We start from the raw sequence: 17,941 nt of genomic DNA on the forward strand, positions 1-17,941 counted from the left end.
CACATTAAGAGGTTTTTGGCGAGAGATAGAAAGCATGGATGTTAATCAGAATGCAGTGATTTTGTGGCGCAGACTTATTGCTGTGCGAAGTATTTATCAACAAGTTCAGCGTCTACCAACGGAGATATCTCGTGCCGTGAGCTCCGTGACTGGTGTCACGCATTCCAGCCTCCTCGATGAGTATCCAAACCCCGAAGAAGAAGACTTCCTGAAAAGGCTGGAAGGAAACTTCGCGGTTTTCGAGGAAGAACTTGCTACATGCTTGAGGGAAGAAGTGGTCAGGAGCGTTCAAGGTTCCCACTCACCAAAATTGCTATCTTTGCTTCGGAGTTTGGAGCAACAGGCGTTTGATGACTTGGAAAAGCTGGACATGGGTACTTCCAAGGCTGAGGCATTTTTGTTGGCCCATCGTGATCAGTTCTACTACAATTTTACGGCATCATATTCAGTTGCGGCATACTTTGCTGACTCGCTTGAGGAGACACGGCGATTGATTATTGGCGACTGGAAGCAGCTGATGAGAGAAAAGAAAGCTCAAGGTAGTCAATATGATACACTGATATTCTGGCGTCAGGGTCAAGACGGTCGAATCAACGCGGAACGCTTCCGATTTCTTGAATCAGCTGAGATCACTGACTTCAGGGATTTGGAGGCAGAGATTATTCGTACGTTTCGACGGCCGCTCCACCCCATTCACGACCTTTGGTTTATTGGCAAATGCTCAGCTCTAGAACATCACATCCGCTCTTATATTGATGTTGCATTGGATGAGATTTTGGAAAGTTTTGAGTCCACAGGATACGAGCGGGATTTCGGAAATTTTCCAAACGGGGGGATGGTATTGGGGACTGCATTTGGCGCATATGCACTTGCACGCTTCGGCCGAATTTCAATACATCGCAACGCACGTGACAAAGCTCTCAACTGGCTCGTCGGGCAACAACATCCCTCTGGTGCTTGGGGCCATATCGAATTGGACAAGGCTAAGACCACTTACCACCCAGACATTTGGGTAACATTGGTGGTCCTTGAGGCGCTCAGGTTGGCCCATTTTGAGGCTCAGCACACGATAGCCTCGGGCGTATCCTGGCTTCTCGCACAACAACACACAGATGGAGCTTGGTATGGTGAAAAAGCCCCTGTTCCCAGTGATGCACTTACCCTCGCAATTTTCGAGTATTTACAGGACGCTTCGGCCGGTGCGGTAAAAGGACAACCGTTGAATCAGCTTGGCCACGATTTGCTACAGCGTTCCCGGGAGTTTTTGTTGGAGGATCGCGCCAACTCGCTACGCTTGGCCGTTATGACGGCACATCAAGGTCTCGAGATGTTGCTTTATAGCTGGCTAGGTGCTCTAAACATCCGTACCATCGATAATAACGCTTCGTTGGGCGTCAGAATCGCCACGAAGAAGATTAGAGAAGCCTTCTACACAAAAAAGCGGCTAAATCAGGGGCATCTCATGCCCTACGAGAGTGAGATCGAACGGCTTGCATACTTTCGAGATGAAGTTGTTCATAAAGGTGCAGCTGTTCCTGCGCAAGAAGGGTTTCATCTGATTGGATGCATCATGAAATTCGTGAAGTGGGCAGAAAACGAGCTTGAGGCGGTTGTTTAGAACAAGTCGCCTTGGACGAGCTTCAGTTCGTGCACGATCCAGTTTCCAAGGCTGCGGGCTCGTTTTGTTACCGTTTCACCCTGGAGTCTTGTACGAGCGCGAATCACCTTCTCAGCGGCTTTATCCATGTTTGAAATGGATTTATACAGAGCCAATACTTCCTTGATCACGGCCCATTCGCGGAAGGCTTCCCGTGCAATGGGAAGTCGTCGGTCGGAGTTGATAACAAACTCTCGCCCCATTGCTGATAGGCCACGATCTTCCATGATGAGTCCCACCTGTTTGCCCAATCGCGTATAGCGGTCCACCGTGCGAATAGTCTTCACACCCAGGTACCAGCGCAATTTATCTTTATCCTTGAGGTTAAGCGCGATGCCTTCCAGAAGCCGGGTGAGCATCACCAACTGGTGCGCATCAGGGATGACCAACTCTTCCTCTTCCTCCTCCGACACTCGCAATCGGCCAGGCAACGAAGAACGATAGGCAGCCTCATTGTAGCTATCCATTTCCTGAATCGGCTGAGCTTCGCTGTAGAACACGGATTCATGTTGACCTGCTTCAATGGCTTCAACAACCCGTGCGAAGGCAGCTTTCCGGATTTGTGGGAGCAACTTTTCGAGCACTTCTGTCTGACTTTCCAGCCCTGTGATGAAGTCATTGCCGAAACCAGAAAGAGTCAATCCAACGGCGTCAACGAAGCCCAAATCACTGGCCAATTCTGAGGTGCTGGAACGCCAAGATTCGTCAAAATTGGCCAACGACCATTCCTTAATCCGAGCAACAATTACCCTGGGTTCACGAATCCCAAAGTGGAGCGCGTAAAGGTATTCGCGTAACGCCACAAGTTGCTCTAAACCTGACCGCTCAGGACGAACATTCAACTTGCCTTCTTCACGCTTGGAGGGGCGAAGCTCCAGCACGTTGTCTGGCGTTGGCGATTCTTCATCGCTCGAATCCAGGTCATCGTCGTCCACAATCTCATCATCTTCGAACATGTCTTCTGGTGGGACGAGGTTGCGAAGGATGGTTTCGCGGTTGCGGACTTCGTGGGGATGTGAGGTGGCGAAGGTGGTGCGGGCGGCTTCTTCGTCGGGGCTCAAGAGGCGGAATTCGATGCCTTGTTTTTTGGAGAGGCGAAGTTCCATTTCCCAGATTTCGGCAGGGAAGTTGGACCAAAGGCCGGATTCCAAGATGGTCATGGTGGGGACGAGTTTTTTGTTGGTGCCGCGGCCCATGCGGCGCTCTGCTTCTTTCTCGACTCCCGCAATGGCATCCAATGCGTGGTCGCGCAAATAGGCTTCGCGATGAGGGATGTCGCCACCATCGTTCACGTTGCGGCCGCCCGGGCGGTAGGGGGCTTCGGTGATTTTGAAGTCGGCTTGGATTTCATCCTGGAGGCGAAGTTCCCATGCCCTGGCGCGCTCGGCGTGGTAGCGCCAGAAGCATCCGTGGGCCACGCCAAGTGACGGGTCTTCCTGACACTTTTTATCCACGCGCGTCGGCCAATAACGCATCGCCAAATGCGACCAATCATAGTCCTTCTTACCGCTCGCCTGCGCCAATTCCTTCCACCACTTTTTGGGGTCTTTCCACTGCGGCTCCAGAAGGGGCCACAGGGCAGCGGAGTTGATCATCACACCATCATCAAGGGTTGGGTCGTAAACCGCGTCAATTTCGCGCTCAGGGCATTTGGCGTCCGTGGGCGGTGCACCGCGCTCGGCGCATGCCTCCACGTTCTGAATAAATTCTTCGAGCTCAGTTTTTGCTTTGGTGAGTCTATCGAATTCTTTTTCGGCTGCGGATGCCGTCTTTTTATCGGGGTTATTGCGTGCGGCACGCAAATCATTCAGCGCGCCGTCAATCCGATTCATGGTGGGGTGCAAGTGATCGGCGAGCAGGACGCGGAGGGTGTTTGCGCCCATGCGGTGGATGTTGACCCAGGCCACAAATGTTTTGTTGCTTGATGAGAGCGGCCAGTGGATGGGGCGGTTTTCGTACATTTGCCGATGAATATCTTTGAAAAAATCATTGGCGAGCCATTCGCGAAGACTTTTTTTGGAATTAATTTCCGCCCCGAATTCCGCCCATTTTTGGTGAATAATTTTTGCGGCGTTATGACCTAAGCCATCGCGAAAATGATCTTTTTCGAGCGTCGTATCCAGGAAGAGGATGGCGTGTGGGAGTGCATTTGACAGGTCATCTTTTGCTGGGTCGAGGATGCCTTCCCCATGAGCGCCGAAGCGGCCGAGGGCCACGCCAAGCGCAAAACTCAGATGGTCGGTGGGTGGCTCCGGATCGAGTTCTTCGAAATATTCTGGGAGTGGTTCGTCATTTTCACGATCGACTGCGATTTGCGCCCACTCTTGGACATGTTTCCATGGTGACGGCCCCGGTTTTTTGAACTCCACAGAGGGTTCGCGATGTGCTTCGTGGAGACTACCGGAGAGTTCGAGAACGCCAAAGATGTTTGACGACTTCAGATCTCGTTGGAAAGGTAGTCGCGCAAGGTCACCGACTGTAAAGTGAATTGTTGGATTTAGACTTGATGCTATCTCGCGAGATTCCCGCGAGTTGAGAAGACATAATATCGCTGCGCTCTCTTCTCCAAACACTGTGCGAGCCATATCACCAAAGATTGAGGGAAAGCGATGCCAACGACCACTGAATGTCCCCCCTAGTGTTTGAATGGCCACACCTTGCTTCATATAGAATGCCTCGTTCTGAGGTCTCGCCGCCAAGGTCTTGGATTCGGCACCAACTCGAATCTCCAGTCCACGACAACGCCAATTGATAATCCAGCTAAGTGGTTCATGCCAGACCCGGCCCTCGCCACCCTTTATGAATGGTAGCCAAAGCTTACATGACGAAAGATCGCTGACGGTTGGAGCAAGTGGGACTGCTCTCTTGTTTACTTCCCAAGGCAGCCGGATGGTTCTGTCATTGTTCCCCGTGCAAAGCCCTTGCTTAACTTGATACAGGTCTCCAATGGTTCTGGATTCCCCATATGTGGTTAGTCGCGTCTCGTCCCACCAGTAGACGAGGGGCCATTCGGGGACGACTCTGAGAGCGAGCGGATCAAAGGTGTGGCGACCTTCGTGGCAAAGGGTGGCGGCTCGCTTTCGTTGTGTTCGTGCACGATCATACGAGTTGTCATCTGGTGCTGTTGGCTGAAGCGCAATACTCTGGTCAGGCCGATGTGTCGATCGATGAACTACACTCACGACAACGCTCAGCACATCGTTGGGTACTTCGTCAAAAGCACCGACAGCAAAGTCGCCCAGTCCACGCAGGTCAAATGTACCGAATATGTGCTGACGCAGCCCTGAATATTGCTTGATGAACATCCAGTTGCGCATCGTGAGCATCGAAGACACACCGCCCTCGCGCACAAGCTCCAGCCCACGAAGCAAAAATGCGGCGTAAAGATCGGCTTTGCCGAGCGGGTAATTCTTGGTGATGTAGGTCGTATCCTCCATCTTCGAAGTGCCCTGATAAGGTGGGTTTGCGACCACCAAATCGTATGTACCTTCGCGCACCATACGCACAAATCGAACGCCCGCGGCGAGCTGTTGGCCGCGGAGTCGAAGTCCCAGATCGTCGCCTCGTGTGTGGGCTTTTAGGAACTTCTCAAGGCGGTCCAAGAGGGTCTCGCGCGCCTGTTCGGGGGCGAGTGATTGCCGAGGTTGTTTGGGTGCAAAGCCGCCTAAAAGATCGCCCTGGTCGGGGATCGCTTTGCCGAGCTCGTATTTGGTCAGCGCCTCGTCCACCGTCGTGTTGATTTTGAGGAGCGAGCCAAGGTGGTCGGCACCCCTGAGTGCGTGGACCAACGTATCTGTGAGCGCGGCCGGGATGCCGGTCTCTTGCTCAACTTCTTCGCGAAGTTGCACGAGCGCCGGATCGTCATCCGCCAGGCTCGCCAGGCTCAAGTTGGACGCCACCAGATTGAGGTTCTCGGGGCGTGCGTTGGGCGCGATTTGCCGCGCTTTTAAGAAGAGCGCAGCGGCCGCAATCTGCACGGCGCGTGGGTCCAAGTCGATGCCGTGGAGGTTCACCGAAAGAATCCTCTCCACAATCGCCGTGTCCTGCCATTCGTCGCGATCCTGCTCGCCGCGGTGCTGCGCCTCCTCCCTGTAGAGCGGCACGAGCATATCCAGGGCGACCACCAAAAAGTGGCCGGAGCCGACGGCGGGGTCGATGAGTTTCAGGTCGCGCAAGGTCTCAGGCGCATGTTTGACGGCATCTTCGGGGATGGGTTGCGGGATGTAGTAGGCCCAGTGATGCTCCATCTGGGTGTGAAGCGGCATCAGCTCCGTGAGTGCGACACCGCCGTTTTCTGGGCCGGCCTCGCGCTTTGCTCGCCAGTCTTTTCGGCGTTCTTCCAGTGCGGCGAGTGTGCCGGAAGATTCGGCGAGCGGCGTCCATCCGTGCTTTTGGCATGTAGCGTGCCACATGGGGCCGAGGCTGTTTTGCAGCAACCAGTCTACCATGTAGCGCTCGGTGAACATCTGCGTTTTGCTTGCGATCTCGTGCGGCTCGACTTTGCCGCCGCTGTTGAGCTTTGCGTCGAGCGCTTCGCGCGCGGGGTCGTTCCAGTATTGATAGACCCAGCCAAGGGTCATGTCGTCTGTCCAGCAGGAGTCGAGCTCGGGTTGGTTGAGCTCGCTGACCAGGTGGTTGAGGATGGCGGGTGTGAGCGGGATGAGGTCGGCCACGCCGGCGGGCCCGAAGATGCCGGGGAGGTCGCTGGCGAGCTCCTCGAAGACGAGTTTGAGGAGGAACTCGAACCCTTCGGTCGCATCGTCTTTGACAAGGGCAGGGGCGAGCGCACGGAAGTCTTTGTAGCCCGCGCTCTGTAAGCCCCGAGAGAGCACAGGAGTGGGCCGTAGCGCACGTCCGCCCGCTGGTGCGGCTTCCATGAGGCGCAGGATTACGAGCCGGTTTAGGAGTGTGTATGCAGCTTGTAGGATGGCTTCGTGGAAGAAGTCGTCGCGTGTGCGAGCCCCCTTTTTCCCGGTCTGCACATCCGCGCGCAGCTGTTCATCCATCCACTCTTCCAGACGTCGCCGCCGCGTATCCCTGGCCTCATCCAGACCAGCATCATGCGCCCGTTTGATGGAGAGCCGATACTCCGCTTCGGTAGCGGTACTCAGGTGTCTAAGGAGGAACCCGCGCAGGTCACGGATGGTTTTGGAGAGCGCCTTCTTGGCGTCGGAAGTCATCGTCATGGGTGTTTCCCCAGCGTAGCCGGATTGAAGGATTTAATTCTTGTATCACGACACGCTGGAAAGTCGAATCCCTAACTCAGAGTACTAGCAGAGTCCGGAAACTGCCGTGATGTGAATCGCCGGAACAAGCGGCTTCCCGGTCACCTTGGTGAGACAGTTTTGGGAGGATGCCCCCCTTAAGTGGAATAGTGTGTGACCAAACGGATTTTCAGTTGGTTTGGCCGCAATCCGGGCAAATGTTAGATACGTTGTTGCCTGGCCGTTTTGTGCATGGTGTATGCCAACCAGTGCCACAGCGCTTGCAGATATAGTGGCTACAGGACTTTTTGCAAACACTACAATGTACGCGTTTCAACTTTCCCCATTCGATTACCTCCTATATCGTACAGTGGGGTAGCGATAAACCGTTGCGTCAGCATCTGTCAACGTTGTACCTCGCTTGATGATTGCCGCTTCGGCATGACTTCACTTGTTTGCGTTTGCGAAGTTTCGTTAGTTCCGAAAAGGTAGTGGCACGGGTTAGGTGATGAAGGTTGACGACTTTGACGCAAGACTTTCCAGTGCTCTCCGGGGTGGAGTCTGTTCCGTCGCACTTGTTGAAATTGACGGGGAATACAGCGGCTGCGGTTTGGTGGAGAAACAAAATCTTACTTGGGAGTGGTTGAGGGCGAAATGCAATGGTAGGCCCTGGGTTTTTACCCAGCTTAGCGAGGTTCAATTCGCTGTCCTAGACACCACGGCAACAGATTGCCTTTCAGAGTTACTTGAAATCAATCGTGACGTGAGCTGTAGCGCTGAGACGTTGAGATTCATTGCAACAGGAGTGAATGTTCACCCAGTCATTTGCGTACGCCCAACTCCAAGCTACGAACTCGAGAGATTTTTCAAGGCCCGGATCTTGATTGGTCATGAGAAGATGGATGAGCTTAAGGGAGCAATTGAGCGTCTGAACGAGCGTCTGTTTCCCCTCGCAGCCGACCAAATTTCTGCACTTCAAACCCCGGTCGCTTTCGCTGAGGCTATTCTTCAACGGCGCGAGGACTTTCAAGCGTTTCTGGTGGTGAGTTTGAGCCCGCTTCCGCGTTCGGGAACCAAATCTTTTGAGTTTGCTCTCAACGCACTGCTGCTAGCAGTAGCACGGTGTGTTGACCCTGAAGATTTGATTATGACGATCGGCGAATGGGTCTTTGTAGGTCTAAAGAAGTATTCCTCATCTTGTCTGGAAAGTATCCAATCCGACCTCCGTATGATTGGCGCATTTCCACATTCGCTTGTCTTCGCGTGCGGACTTTGTTCAGCCCTGAAAGAGGTGAAGAATCCGCTGGCTAAACTGATAGAAAAGGCTCTCTTGGAACACTGTTGGAAGCACCGAAGAGCAGGATTTGAGCTCTTTTCCTATCCCCGCCCACAAACGGCAGCAGCATCGGTCGTGGATCTACAGATGCATTGCATAGTAGTTGCCCTGAAGTATTTCTGCGCCATCCTCTTGGGGCTAATCGGCAAGCTTGATAGCAATTTGAGACTGGGCTTTCTGACCTCCATGGGCGGTACCAATTTTACGATCAAGTCTTGGTGTGTGCTTGCAAGCGAACTCCTTGAAGCACTGCGCACGATAGAACCACCTCACCCGATATTGCAGACCTGTGACCCAGAAGAACTTCGGCTGATCACTCGTGAAACGATAGTGCGGTATGCTCATCGTGTTGAGTACCTACCTCCGCGCTGGCTAGAGGAAACCGTGAGTTCCCAGATTCCAGAGTTGTGGCTAGAACTCGACGAGGAGCTTGCGATTGGTCATCGCCTAAACGAGGTCTTGAGTCTTTTGGAGTCAACTCTCGACTCGTTTGTTGGAACATGGCGGGTCTACGGCTACACCAAAGGAGAGTTGTTTGTCTGTGAAGAGGGTGAGTCTAAACCTTGCCTTCCGACGAGTTCTTTTGGCGAACTGTCTGAAGGACACCTATGGATACAAGCTCCAGATAATAGCCTTTTGCCCTTGGCGCCCATCCTTCATTTTCGCGACAAGAGAGTGGTGATTGCGTAAAACGTTCTTGGAGATCGTGAAAGAGATGGAGGGTCAAGGAGTTGAGACGTCTTCGCCACCTAGGTTCAGTTCTAGGGTCGCGATTGTCTAGGTTCACGGTTTGGCAATCTTTCCAGGCCGGCATGGATTGTGCCGCATTCGAAATTTCTTTGTGTTTCTAGTTGACGGAGCTGTTGTCATCTAACACCATCTGGCGAGTAGGACTGAACGATGGTGGCTGGTGAATATCGACTTCAAGAGTTTCATTGGGGTGCTCATTTTCTTGTGCTTTCTAGCGCCGAATTCTTGGGCGCAAGAGCAGGCTGTCGAAGTTGAAGCGGTGGGAGCGAGTTTCAGAGAAGCAACTGTCAACGCCCAACGCAGTGCGGTTGAACAGGCAGTCGGCACCCTGATATCCAGCGATACCCTCGTCATAGATGGGGGATTGATTCGCGATGAAATTCTCTTGTACTCCAGCGGCTACATTCAGACTTGGGAAACCATTTCCAAAGAGAGGCTTGGGGATGGCAGCTTCAGGGTCAAGATTCGTGCTCTCGTTGCCACAAGTCGTTTGAGCGATAAACTTGTTCAACTTAAGGTTTCTGGGGAGACATCGGGCAAAGACATTATGACCGAGTTGCGCACCAAACAAGAACGCGGAAAACAGAGTAGGATGCTGGTCGCGAAAGCTCTCAGACCGTTCTTGAATGCTGATTGTGTCAAGGCTGACATTGTAGCGCAACGAGTTGTTGTTGATAAAGATTTAAAGGGTCGCATTCACTTTGAGGGTCTAGTTGAGATAGACCAAGTTTGCTACCAACAAGCCCGAGCGAATTTGGTTAATGTCTTGTCGAAGGTGGGTGTTAAGTACGCGAAACAAGTCGTGGCCGAAAAGACCAAGACCGATGGATACTTCTTCCCGACTCGTTGGCCATCGCCATGTCGCAAGAGGCGTACTTGTGACTCCTATATGATCGCCGTGCAAGCATCTCATAATTCAAGTCCAGCCAACTTTGACATCTACGAACTTCACCCGTCTGCAATTGATATGGAAATGATCGCAGAAGGATTGGAGGGTTCTGTGAACTACTACAAATTTAGCGTCGTGAATGTTCGGTTCGATTGGTACGATTCCGACGGTGGACTGGTGCTCTCGAAACAACTCAGTATTGGCAATGAGGATAGTCAGATAGACCAGTTCGAGAACGGCACATTGATCTTGATGAGCTGGGTGAAGAATCCCACCGGAAATTGGCCAACTTTGGAACAAAAAGAGCGATTTGAACTAGTAGTAGAAGAAACCGAGGCTCTGGAGACTGCAACAAAATATGATGTCACCGTTTCGACCAAGCTAGGTATCCAAACTATTAAGGAGCCGAGTCTTCCGAAGCGCGCTGAGGAGCCAGAAACAGAAACCCCCGCCAATCGCAGAACGCGGGAGTGGAGTAAGCGACCGAACTGGTCAGATCGCTGAGGTTTTTCATAGTCATGTTTTCCCTTTCACCCCACAAATCTCTACAGACTCCAGGATGTCTGCGGACGTGTAGGCTCGGACTTCTAATCTTTTTGATGGGGTGTGGTGGCAATAGTGTTTCTTCGTCGAAGGGTCAGCCTCGCGAAGAATCACTTGAGTTGGAACAAGGTCAGCATCGGAACACAATCACTGCCCAGGCCAACGCGTCGTTTAGGGATCAACTACCAAAAGTGAATGCCGTCTTTGATCCTGACTTCGAAGCATTTTTTCTGAAGGACGCTTTGCTCTTGGATGGCCATACAAGACTGGTCGAAGATTCCCGCGGTCGATTCATCATAGCGCCGGGATCCACAGCAACGAACGGCAAGAGTATTGGTGTGCAGCAACGAGTTGCAGAGGTTACGGCACGTCGTAACCTCGCTGCGTATCTTGAAGTGCAAATTTCGAGTGAGATTAGAATCGAGTCTACGGAAGATGAGCACGGATCGACGGAAGAAACTAAAATAGTGTTAGTAGAGAAGACAAAACAGTTCGTGAGAAAGGCACAGATCGTAGGCAGATGGTACTCCCCAGACGAAAGAGAGTATTACGTTGCTGTAGCGGTGTCCGTTCCTCCGACATTTAGGTGAGCAATCGCAATGAGACAAAATTATGGTGTTGTTTTTTTCTCCCTCACAGTTTTGCTGAGTGCGGCGTGTGGAGGACCTGAGACTCGACAAGAGAAGTTGGAGCAAACAAGTTCTAGTAGCTGGGGAGAAGTCCCTGAGTGGGCAGACAAGGTTCCTGCAGGGTGTGGCGTGGGGAGCGCCAAGTTTCGTGGCAATCGTTCCATGACTCGCGATTCTGCTGTTTCCCGCGCCAGAGCAGACCTTGGCCGTCAGCTAGAGACTCGAGTTCAAGACATGTTTAAAGACTACCGTGCCGAAGGTGAGGCAGCAGGCGAAGACTTTAGCGAAGAGAGAGTGACGAGTGTAACGCGTAACATCACAGATGTCAGTTTGGCGGGCACTTCGGTTGAGGCAAACTTCTTGACTGATACCGACCCTCAAGAATTCTACGCCCTTGTTTGCATCAATACCGCCAAGTTCATTGAAGCTTTTGGCGAAACAGAAGGATTGTCCGACTCTGCTCGAGCTGCCCTGAAAGCACGGGCGGAGTCTGAGTTCAAGGATTTAGATGAACAACTCAAAAAGCTGGATGGCAAATCCTCGGATGAATGAACGTCAATGGACCACTTTTTGGTTTTTCGACATCTTTAAGTTGTACAACCTCACGCTCTTGATGGTCAGCTTGTTTCTAGTTTCTCCGCTGCCAGTTCAAGCTGAAGGAGGGGACACGACTGTTATAGCGTCAGGCTATGGTGCAACTGCCGCAGAGGCAAAACGGGCAGCACAACGAAATGCAATTGAGGATGCGGTAGGCGTTCTTGTCTCTCACGAAACAATAGTTGAAAATGACCAACTCATAGCTGACAAGATTTTGACCTACTCCGGTGGCTTCATTCGCTCATGGGAAGTTTTGCGTGAAGAGAAGTTGGATGAAGTCTTTTTCGTCGAGATAAGGGCCATCGTCTCTTCTGCACGCCTCCTCAACCGTTTAGAAGAGCTCGAAGTGGTAAACGGAGAAATTCGAGGACAGGACATAAGTGCTGAAGCTGCGAGCAAGCAACGAAGGGCTGAGGATAGCCGAAAGGTATTGAACGACGCATTGGAACCTTTTTTTAATTCGTCGTGCGTATCAAGTGAGATTGTTTCACAAAGCGAAGTTGAATTGGGAAGTAGCTACGAAAAACGTTTGCGTTTTCGTGTTCGCGTCGGAGTAAACGTTAAGTGTTACAAGGAGGCCCACGCCATTCTGATTTCAGCGCTCGATTCCGTCGCTGTGAGGGCCTCTGAACCGATGCTGGGTGGGAAAACGGCCAAAGGAATTCATTTCCTCGATACCATTCACAAGATCCCCAACGCGAAACGTCCAGGGACATTTCTTTTTGCTGTGCAGCGCCCCGCAAGCTACGCTTCGGGGCCTGCGATTTTCGACCTTTACTACGTCGATTCAGCTTCCGTGGATCGCGATTTGATTCGCGATAAACTGAGAAATCTTGCTATCTATCTAAATATTGAATGGTTCAATGAGTCGACGGAGACGGTGTTATCGCGACGGTTTTGCGTTGGCGGCGGACAAGACTGCTCTGACGGGAACCGTGGCAAAGCAATAGATGGTGTATCAGGACGCATAGGGTCTGAAGTTCACGGTTCATCTGGCCTCCTAATCACCAGCTGGTCAAGAAAGCATGGTGGCTCAAACACTTTACATGAGGAGTTGGAGTATGAAGTGGTTATTGAAAATGCAGAACAAATGGCGAGTGTTACCGGCTACAAGATAAACATCGAGAGCTATAATGGCATGTCAACTAGTTCGCCCACATTGAGCCTCCTAGGTGCGACATGTTCACGCGGTTGCACAACCCTTCGTGGTCTACCAGATCCAGCAATAATTCTTGCTCTTGCCTTTTTCTTCAGGTTGCGGAGGCGATGTTGACAAGTTTGTTGGTTCAAAGCTTGTGATTGCGATAACTCTCGATTGCCCGGACTTGAGATCAGGTGATTCGTGCGCGGGTGCCGTTTTGAATCGAGTCGAGCAGGCATGCTCGGACTTCGTTGATCAGTGCCTCAACTTCTTCGGGTGTTGAGACCTCGCGGTGATGGAGCTTGAGATCCACACGGACGATGGGAGTGGCCGGGTGTAGGATCTCGTCCAAAATGCCATTAGCTTCCTCCTCGGCACGTCTCAGGGTCTGATCAAACCCGTCTCTGAGGCTACGCAGGTCGGGAGCGATTGCTTCGGGTGTGGTTTCCGTGATGGACCGCCGCAAAGGTCGCAAGACCTGGTGGCTCTGGTCCGCGGTAAGGGTTGCGAACCCATCGCGCATTTTCAGGCGAGCGGTAGCTTCATCAGCTTTTACAGATTGTTCTGCCATGAGTAGAGCGCGCTCACTCTGGTACGCGGCAATAACGTCTTGAATGGCATCTTCAATCGACTGGATCTCGCGCCAGGGCCGCTCCGAGGCGAGCTGGCTTTCAATGAGTGTGGTCGCGGCTTCAACGTTTGACGGCGTCACACCAATGCTTTGAAGTTGTGCGATTTGGTATTGCAAACAATCGTGTGCGTTCTTGACCGCTTGGATTGCGTTTCTGTCCAGCTCCGAATGGTAAAGCCGCATCAGCTGTATGCCGTCACGCAACGTGTTGAGGTGTTTGTCCACCGCTTTGACTGTGGGTGCAGTCTGGCGAATATTCCGCGTGCAGAGCTCAAGCGCCTGCTCAAACTCCGCGAACTTTTTTGGTAGTTCTGGCTTGCCTGGGAGCTGATTGAAGCGCTCCACGGTTTCGCGCAGCTGTCGGGCAAGCTCCGGAAAGTATCTCGCCACAGCATCGGCGATTGCGTCGTTTTCGCGGTCGAGCGAAATTCGAAGACTATCTTCAAAAAACTTGCAGATTCGGGCACGCAGTTGAGGCCCACCACCATCATCTTCGGCAGGCGTAATGGTGGCGCGTTTGAATACACGATCTTGGAGAGCAAAATCGTTCACACCGGCATCGCGCACCGCTGTTATGGTCGTCAAACCCTCTGGCTCCGCCTTGAGTTTGCTTCCGCGAATCAGGCCTAACACGCACGCTTTCACCACATCCGCAGTGTAGCCATAGGGTGGGCCGCTGAAGTGATTAATGAGGTCACCGCCGCTGACTGCGTCTTCTGCAACAATAAACTCATGCACACGCGTGGGGATGGTGCCGGTACACGAAGGAACATAGCGACCATTATCCAGCGAAAGTATCCCAAGATTCTCCCCCATGAATTTCGGTGACGGGCCAGAAAGCTCCGGCTGAATCAATTGCTTGAGCTCTTCAGGCATTACGTTGAGCGGGTTGAAATGCGGGAAGATTGCGGGGAGATGCCGATTGGAGATGGTCTGCAGAGTAGTGGTGAACGCAGACCCGTGATCCCGCGCTGTGAGAATGCCACCGCGGAAATAGAGCTTCCCGTTGAGCCACGCATTTGCGACCTCTTGTTGAAGTGTACGTTTGTGCGCCTCAACGTTTGTCTCTTCCTGCATCAGGAGTTGCTTCTTGGCAGGGTTCAAAGATTCACGCCGCGCGCGGTATCGGTTCACCATCACCTGAGAGCGATGGAGGTTTCTAGCGCGTTCAGCTACATCGGATTTGCCGGCGATCCAGATGATTCGGCCCGAATACGGCGGGTTTGCGCTCTTGACGACCCAGCTGTTTTCCACCCGCAACTCTTCCGGCAGGAACCTGAAGTCGAACACAATGGCCGCCGGATCGCGTGGGTCCAAGATGGCGATGTCTTCGATTCTAGAGTCTGAAAAAAGCGCGCGTATGCTGAATGAACGCCCCTCCATCCGAGGCTTTTCAGGTGTTTGAACCAACTCCTTCAAGCTCGCTTGAATCAACTCACTGATGGCATCGCGACCCACCGGAATGTCACGACGGTCACGCTCCCATTCTTCACCGGCCGACGACTGGATCTTGTAGCCGTTCTTCTCGGAGTACCCGAGTAGGTTCTGTTGTCGAAGGGATTCCAGGGCATTGCTTACGGAAGAGAGCTGACTGCCAGCCCCGATGGAGGGATAGAGGCATTGCGCTACTAGCTTTGCGTCAGTGGGCAGAGTTTCCTGAATGAGTTCGAGCATAGCCACGGCCTTGGCCACTCGCATCTTCATTCCGTCGGCATCAACGCCGCACTGGTGCACGAGCCGAGTCATGGAATTCTGAATATCAGCGTCAAGAGCTGTGTGCTGAACCTCATAGATATGTTCCAGGGTCACCAGCTGGCCGACGTCCTTGTCGGCAAGGCCCTGCGTCCGGAAGAGTTCTCCAAGGAGCTGCAAAAGGCCGCGTATGGCCTGGTCGTCGCCTTGCGCGCGATTAGACCGAATGCGGAGCTGCGTGGTGATTTGCAGAATGAGGTCGATTTGACCGGGAAGCATCGGGTACATGTCTACAAAATCTTCCGCGGTAATCGTCTCGCATCCATAAGCATGGAGCTTGAGCTCGGCGCGGTGTTTCTCGAAAAGCTGATGCAATTGAGGCTTTGCGGCTTCCTTCTTTTTGAGCAACCGCAAGTACACCACGTCTCGGATGTTGTTTGGGGAAAGATGCACCCGAAGCTGCGGGGGAAATCGGTCTTTGGCCCAAACAAGGAAGGACTCGCCGGCGCCGTCGTCTAGCATTTGTTGGCCCAGGGCAATCAGCCAAACTTTTCCACGAAGTTTGGTGCCCAGTTCGGTGGCAAAAGCCCGCAGTCGGTCCACTCGGTCTTTATTGGCGAGTACGTACTGAGAGACCTCGTCAACAACCAAAAAGAGCGTAGCATCCGGCGCGCGAAATCGAAGCATGTCGGCGATGGCTTGAACTGTCTCAGCGGGAGAGTTGTCAGAGAGAGTCGACCCGCCGTGCGCGGTGAACCAAGACAGTGGCTCCGGGTAGCGCGACGGGTACAAAGCGCACATCACCACGGAGAAGTCTTCATCAGCGAACGAACCAAGGCGACTTTCCTTCCAACTTTTGCCCAAAACTTCAGAGGCTTTCTCTTCGAACCGCTTCCACTCGCCGTCGCGCTCCAATTTGAGTTCGGCGAGTGCGACTTTTGCATTTTGGGCGCAATAGCCCAAACGACTTTGGATTTGGCGAAGAGCAGCTACGTGAACATGTTCGTGGTCGCGGGCAATGCCACCGATATCGAAGACCACCGAGATTGGTTCGACCTTCTGCCGAAGTTCTTTCCATGCGTCGCGCATCTCGTGAGCACGAGGGGACGTGTTTCGCTTGAGCCATGCCTCAGCGAGCGAAGTCCCATCGGGGAGCGCAACGCCATCTAGAGCCATTCCTAGCAGTTTTGCGAAGCTGGACTTACCCGAGCCGTAAAAACCCGAGATCCACGCTGTAGGGAGCTCTGGGCCGCCTTCCTTGGCGAGCTCACGGCTTATATTCGTGAGAAGTCGGACGTATTGTTCGTGGATGCCGTCCTTGGTGCGCTCATGGTTGGGGTGTCCTTCGGGCCATCCACCAGTGATGATGTACTCATCCACCTCGTTTTTGAGTTGTGCTGGGTCCTTTTCATGGAAGTAGACCACAGGTGGAATCGGGCGAGTGATGTCGGAGTCGAAAAGCTCGCTAATCGTCATTAGTTCCCTCACGAATAAATGCGTGGACGGTAATCGTTATCAGGTTCGTCGATGCCCATGAACTTGAGTCCGGTCTGACCCTCGCGCTCGCCTGGGTAGAGTAAGATCACGGGAACGCCGTTGGTATGGCCATCTAAGTGACGCAGCAGATTTCCTGGTCGAAGGAACGGATGGAGCGCGCCAGCGCGGCCTAGCAAAACCAGCGTACGATCTTGGAAGTCCGGGATGTCTTGATGATCATTGATGAACTCAGAAATGCACTTGCTGCAGTCTTTGGCCAAACCGTTTGGGCCTTCAATTTGAGGTCGTAGTCGTTCTCGCAGTTCGTTGAGTCCGTGTTCGGGGCTCTTGGAGCTGCTCAAGAGTTTTTCTCTTCGGATGACGCGTTCAACCCAATCGTCAGGTTGCGCCCGCAGCCGCTCCAAGAGCATTGCGTGGAGGTCAAGAGCGAGAACCATCCATCCATTCGCTTTGAGTTCCTCACTGAGCCTTTGAATCTCTTCGCGTAGTTTGAACTCTTCCGTTGGTAGATACTGCAAGATAGCGAACCTAAAGTTCCGCATCGTGCTGATCTGGGGCCCATCTTCCTGAATCAGGTCACGTCTCAGGGCGTCAACGGCTTCTTTCACACTCATCAGCTGGCTTCCGCGGGAGATTCGTCTTGGTGGATAGTGGCGCGGCCCCACTCGGTGAGGTCGTCGTAGCGCCAGCCAAATTCGACAATAGAACCTTGTTGTTTAAAGTCTATGCCGTGCAGTTTTCTAAGGCGGTATGTCAGGTCTGATTCCACAAGGCCCACCGAAACCAAATAGGGATTGCGCAGAATTGACCCCTCGAAGGTTGTTTCCCGGAGCAGATAGAGAATGTACTCGAGGGCCAAATCTTCCACCAAGGGATAGGTGAGCGTGCGTGGGCTCCTACCGGACTCGATAAGTCCGGCCTTGAAGGCCGTGGTGAGCAGCTTTGAGGTAGCTGTTCGAGTCGTGGCTGCGGCCCATTGTGGAAACACCCCAGAGACCCACTCTGAGACTTGCTCGCGAGTCACCGCTAGGTAACCAAGTTCACGTCGCTCTACGAGGAAATCTGCGGTGAAGCTACGATAGAACGGGTCGGCTAGCTGAGTGTGCCAGTGGCAGATCATCGCACGCGTCCTCGGGGACATTGTGGTCCACTGCTCCAAAACTGCCAAAGCGTTCGGATACGCGCCGAAGCGTGCCTCCATATTGCTAAGGATGTTTTCGACCCGAGGCATGCTCTTTGCGCCAAACCAATAGTGCTCAAAGGCTTCATTTGCTGAGAGCCCAGCGTGATGGCGCTTCCAGTACACCCGTGCGTCATCGGCTCCGAGCTCGTATCGCAGTATCCGAGTATGCAGCTTCGTAGATTCAGATCCCAT

Annotated in this window: 9 protein-coding genes; 5 read left to right on the forward strand and 4 right to left on the reverse strand. The window is 52.9% G+C overall.

The genetic code is table 11. The features are described from left to right. The first annotated feature begins 34 nt into the window (after window positions 1–34). Window positions 35–1,618 carry a prenyltransferase/squalene oxidase repeat-containing protein gene (locus FRD01_RS14570; protein ID WP_146960856.1) on the forward strand — a complete coding sequence of 528 codons (1,584 nt, stop codon included), beginning with the start codon at window positions 35–37 and terminating at the stop codon, window positions 1,616–1,618. Here FRD01_RS14570 and pglX read toward each other — a convergent pair. Continuing rightward, window positions 1,615–6,843 carry a BREX-6 system adenine-specific DNA-methyltransferase PglX gene (pglX, locus tag FRD01_RS14575; protein ID WP_146960858.1) on the reverse strand — a complete coding sequence of 1,743 codons (5,229 nt, stop codon included), beginning with the start codon at window positions 6,841–6,843 and terminating at the stop codon, window positions 1,615–1,617. The genes FRD01_RS14570 and pglX overlap by 4 nt on opposite strands. Before the next feature lie 916 nt (window positions 6,844–7,759). Here pglX and FRD01_RS14580 point away from each other — a divergent pair. The 4 genes from FRD01_RS14580 to FRD01_RS14600 all read left to right on the forward strand — a co-directional run bounded on the left by FRD01_RS14580 (window position 7,760) and on the right by FRD01_RS14600 (window position 12,878). Further along, on the forward strand, window positions 7,760–8,887 hold the full coding sequence (locus tag FRD01_RS14580) for a hypothetical protein (RefSeq protein ID WP_146960860.1): 1,128 nt from the start codon (window positions 7,760–7,762) through the stop codon (window positions 8,885–8,887). 220 nt (window positions 8,888–9,107) lie between these two features. Then, the gene (locus FRD01_RS14585; RefSeq protein ID WP_146960862.1) at window positions 9,108–10,340 is read left to right on the forward strand and encodes a hypothetical protein; all 1,233 of its coding nucleotides are present in this window, start codon (window positions 9,108–9,110) and stop codon (window positions 10,338–10,340) included. A 638-nt stretch (window positions 10,341–10,978) separates the two neighbouring features. Next, window positions 10,979–11,560 (forward strand): hypothetical protein, encoded by a 582-nt coding sequence (locus FRD01_RS14595; protein ID WP_146960866.1) that lies wholly within the window; start codon window positions 10,979–10,981, stop codon window positions 11,558–11,560. Continuing rightward, a complete protein-coding gene (locus tag FRD01_RS14600) occupies window positions 11,517–12,878 on the forward strand; it encodes a hypothetical protein (protein ID WP_146960868.1) in 1,362 nt (453 codons plus the stop codon). Before FRD01_RS14595 ends, FRD01_RS14600 begins: the two co-directional genes overlap by 44 nt. 58 nt (window positions 12,879–12,936) lie before the next feature. On the opposite strand, the gene brxC is transcribed toward FRD01_RS14600, so the two are convergent. The 3 genes from brxC to FRD01_RS14615 are packed head-to-tail and all read right to left on the reverse strand — an operon-like array spanning window position 12,937 to window position 17,941. After that, the gene (brxC, locus tag FRD01_RS14605) at window positions 12,937–16,545 is read right to left on the reverse strand and encodes a BREX system P-loop protein BrxC (protein ID WP_146960870.1); all 3,609 of its coding nucleotides are present in this window, start codon (window positions 16,543–16,545) and stop codon (window positions 12,937–12,939) included. An 8-nt stretch (window positions 16,546–16,553) separates the two neighbouring features. Then, window positions 16,554–17,180: a BREX protein BrxB domain-containing protein gene (locus FRD01_RS14610; protein ID WP_146960872.1), complete on the reverse strand. Its 627-nt coding sequence runs from the start codon at window positions 17,178–17,180 to the stop codon at window positions 16,554–16,556. Beyond that, window positions 17,180–17,941 carry a DUF1819 domain-containing protein gene (locus tag FRD01_RS14615; protein ID WP_146960875.1) on the reverse strand — a complete coding sequence of 254 codons (762 nt, stop codon included), beginning with the start codon at window positions 17,939–17,941 and terminating at the stop codon, window positions 17,180–17,182. Before FRD01_RS14615 ends, FRD01_RS14610 begins: the two co-directional genes overlap by 1 nt.

It is taken from the genome of Microvenator marinus (genome assembly GCF_007993755.1).
In the GTDB taxonomy this organism is placed as follows: domain Bacteria; phylum Myxococcota_A; class Bradymonadia; order Bradymonadales; family Bradymonadaceae; genus Allomicrovenator; species Allomicrovenator marinus.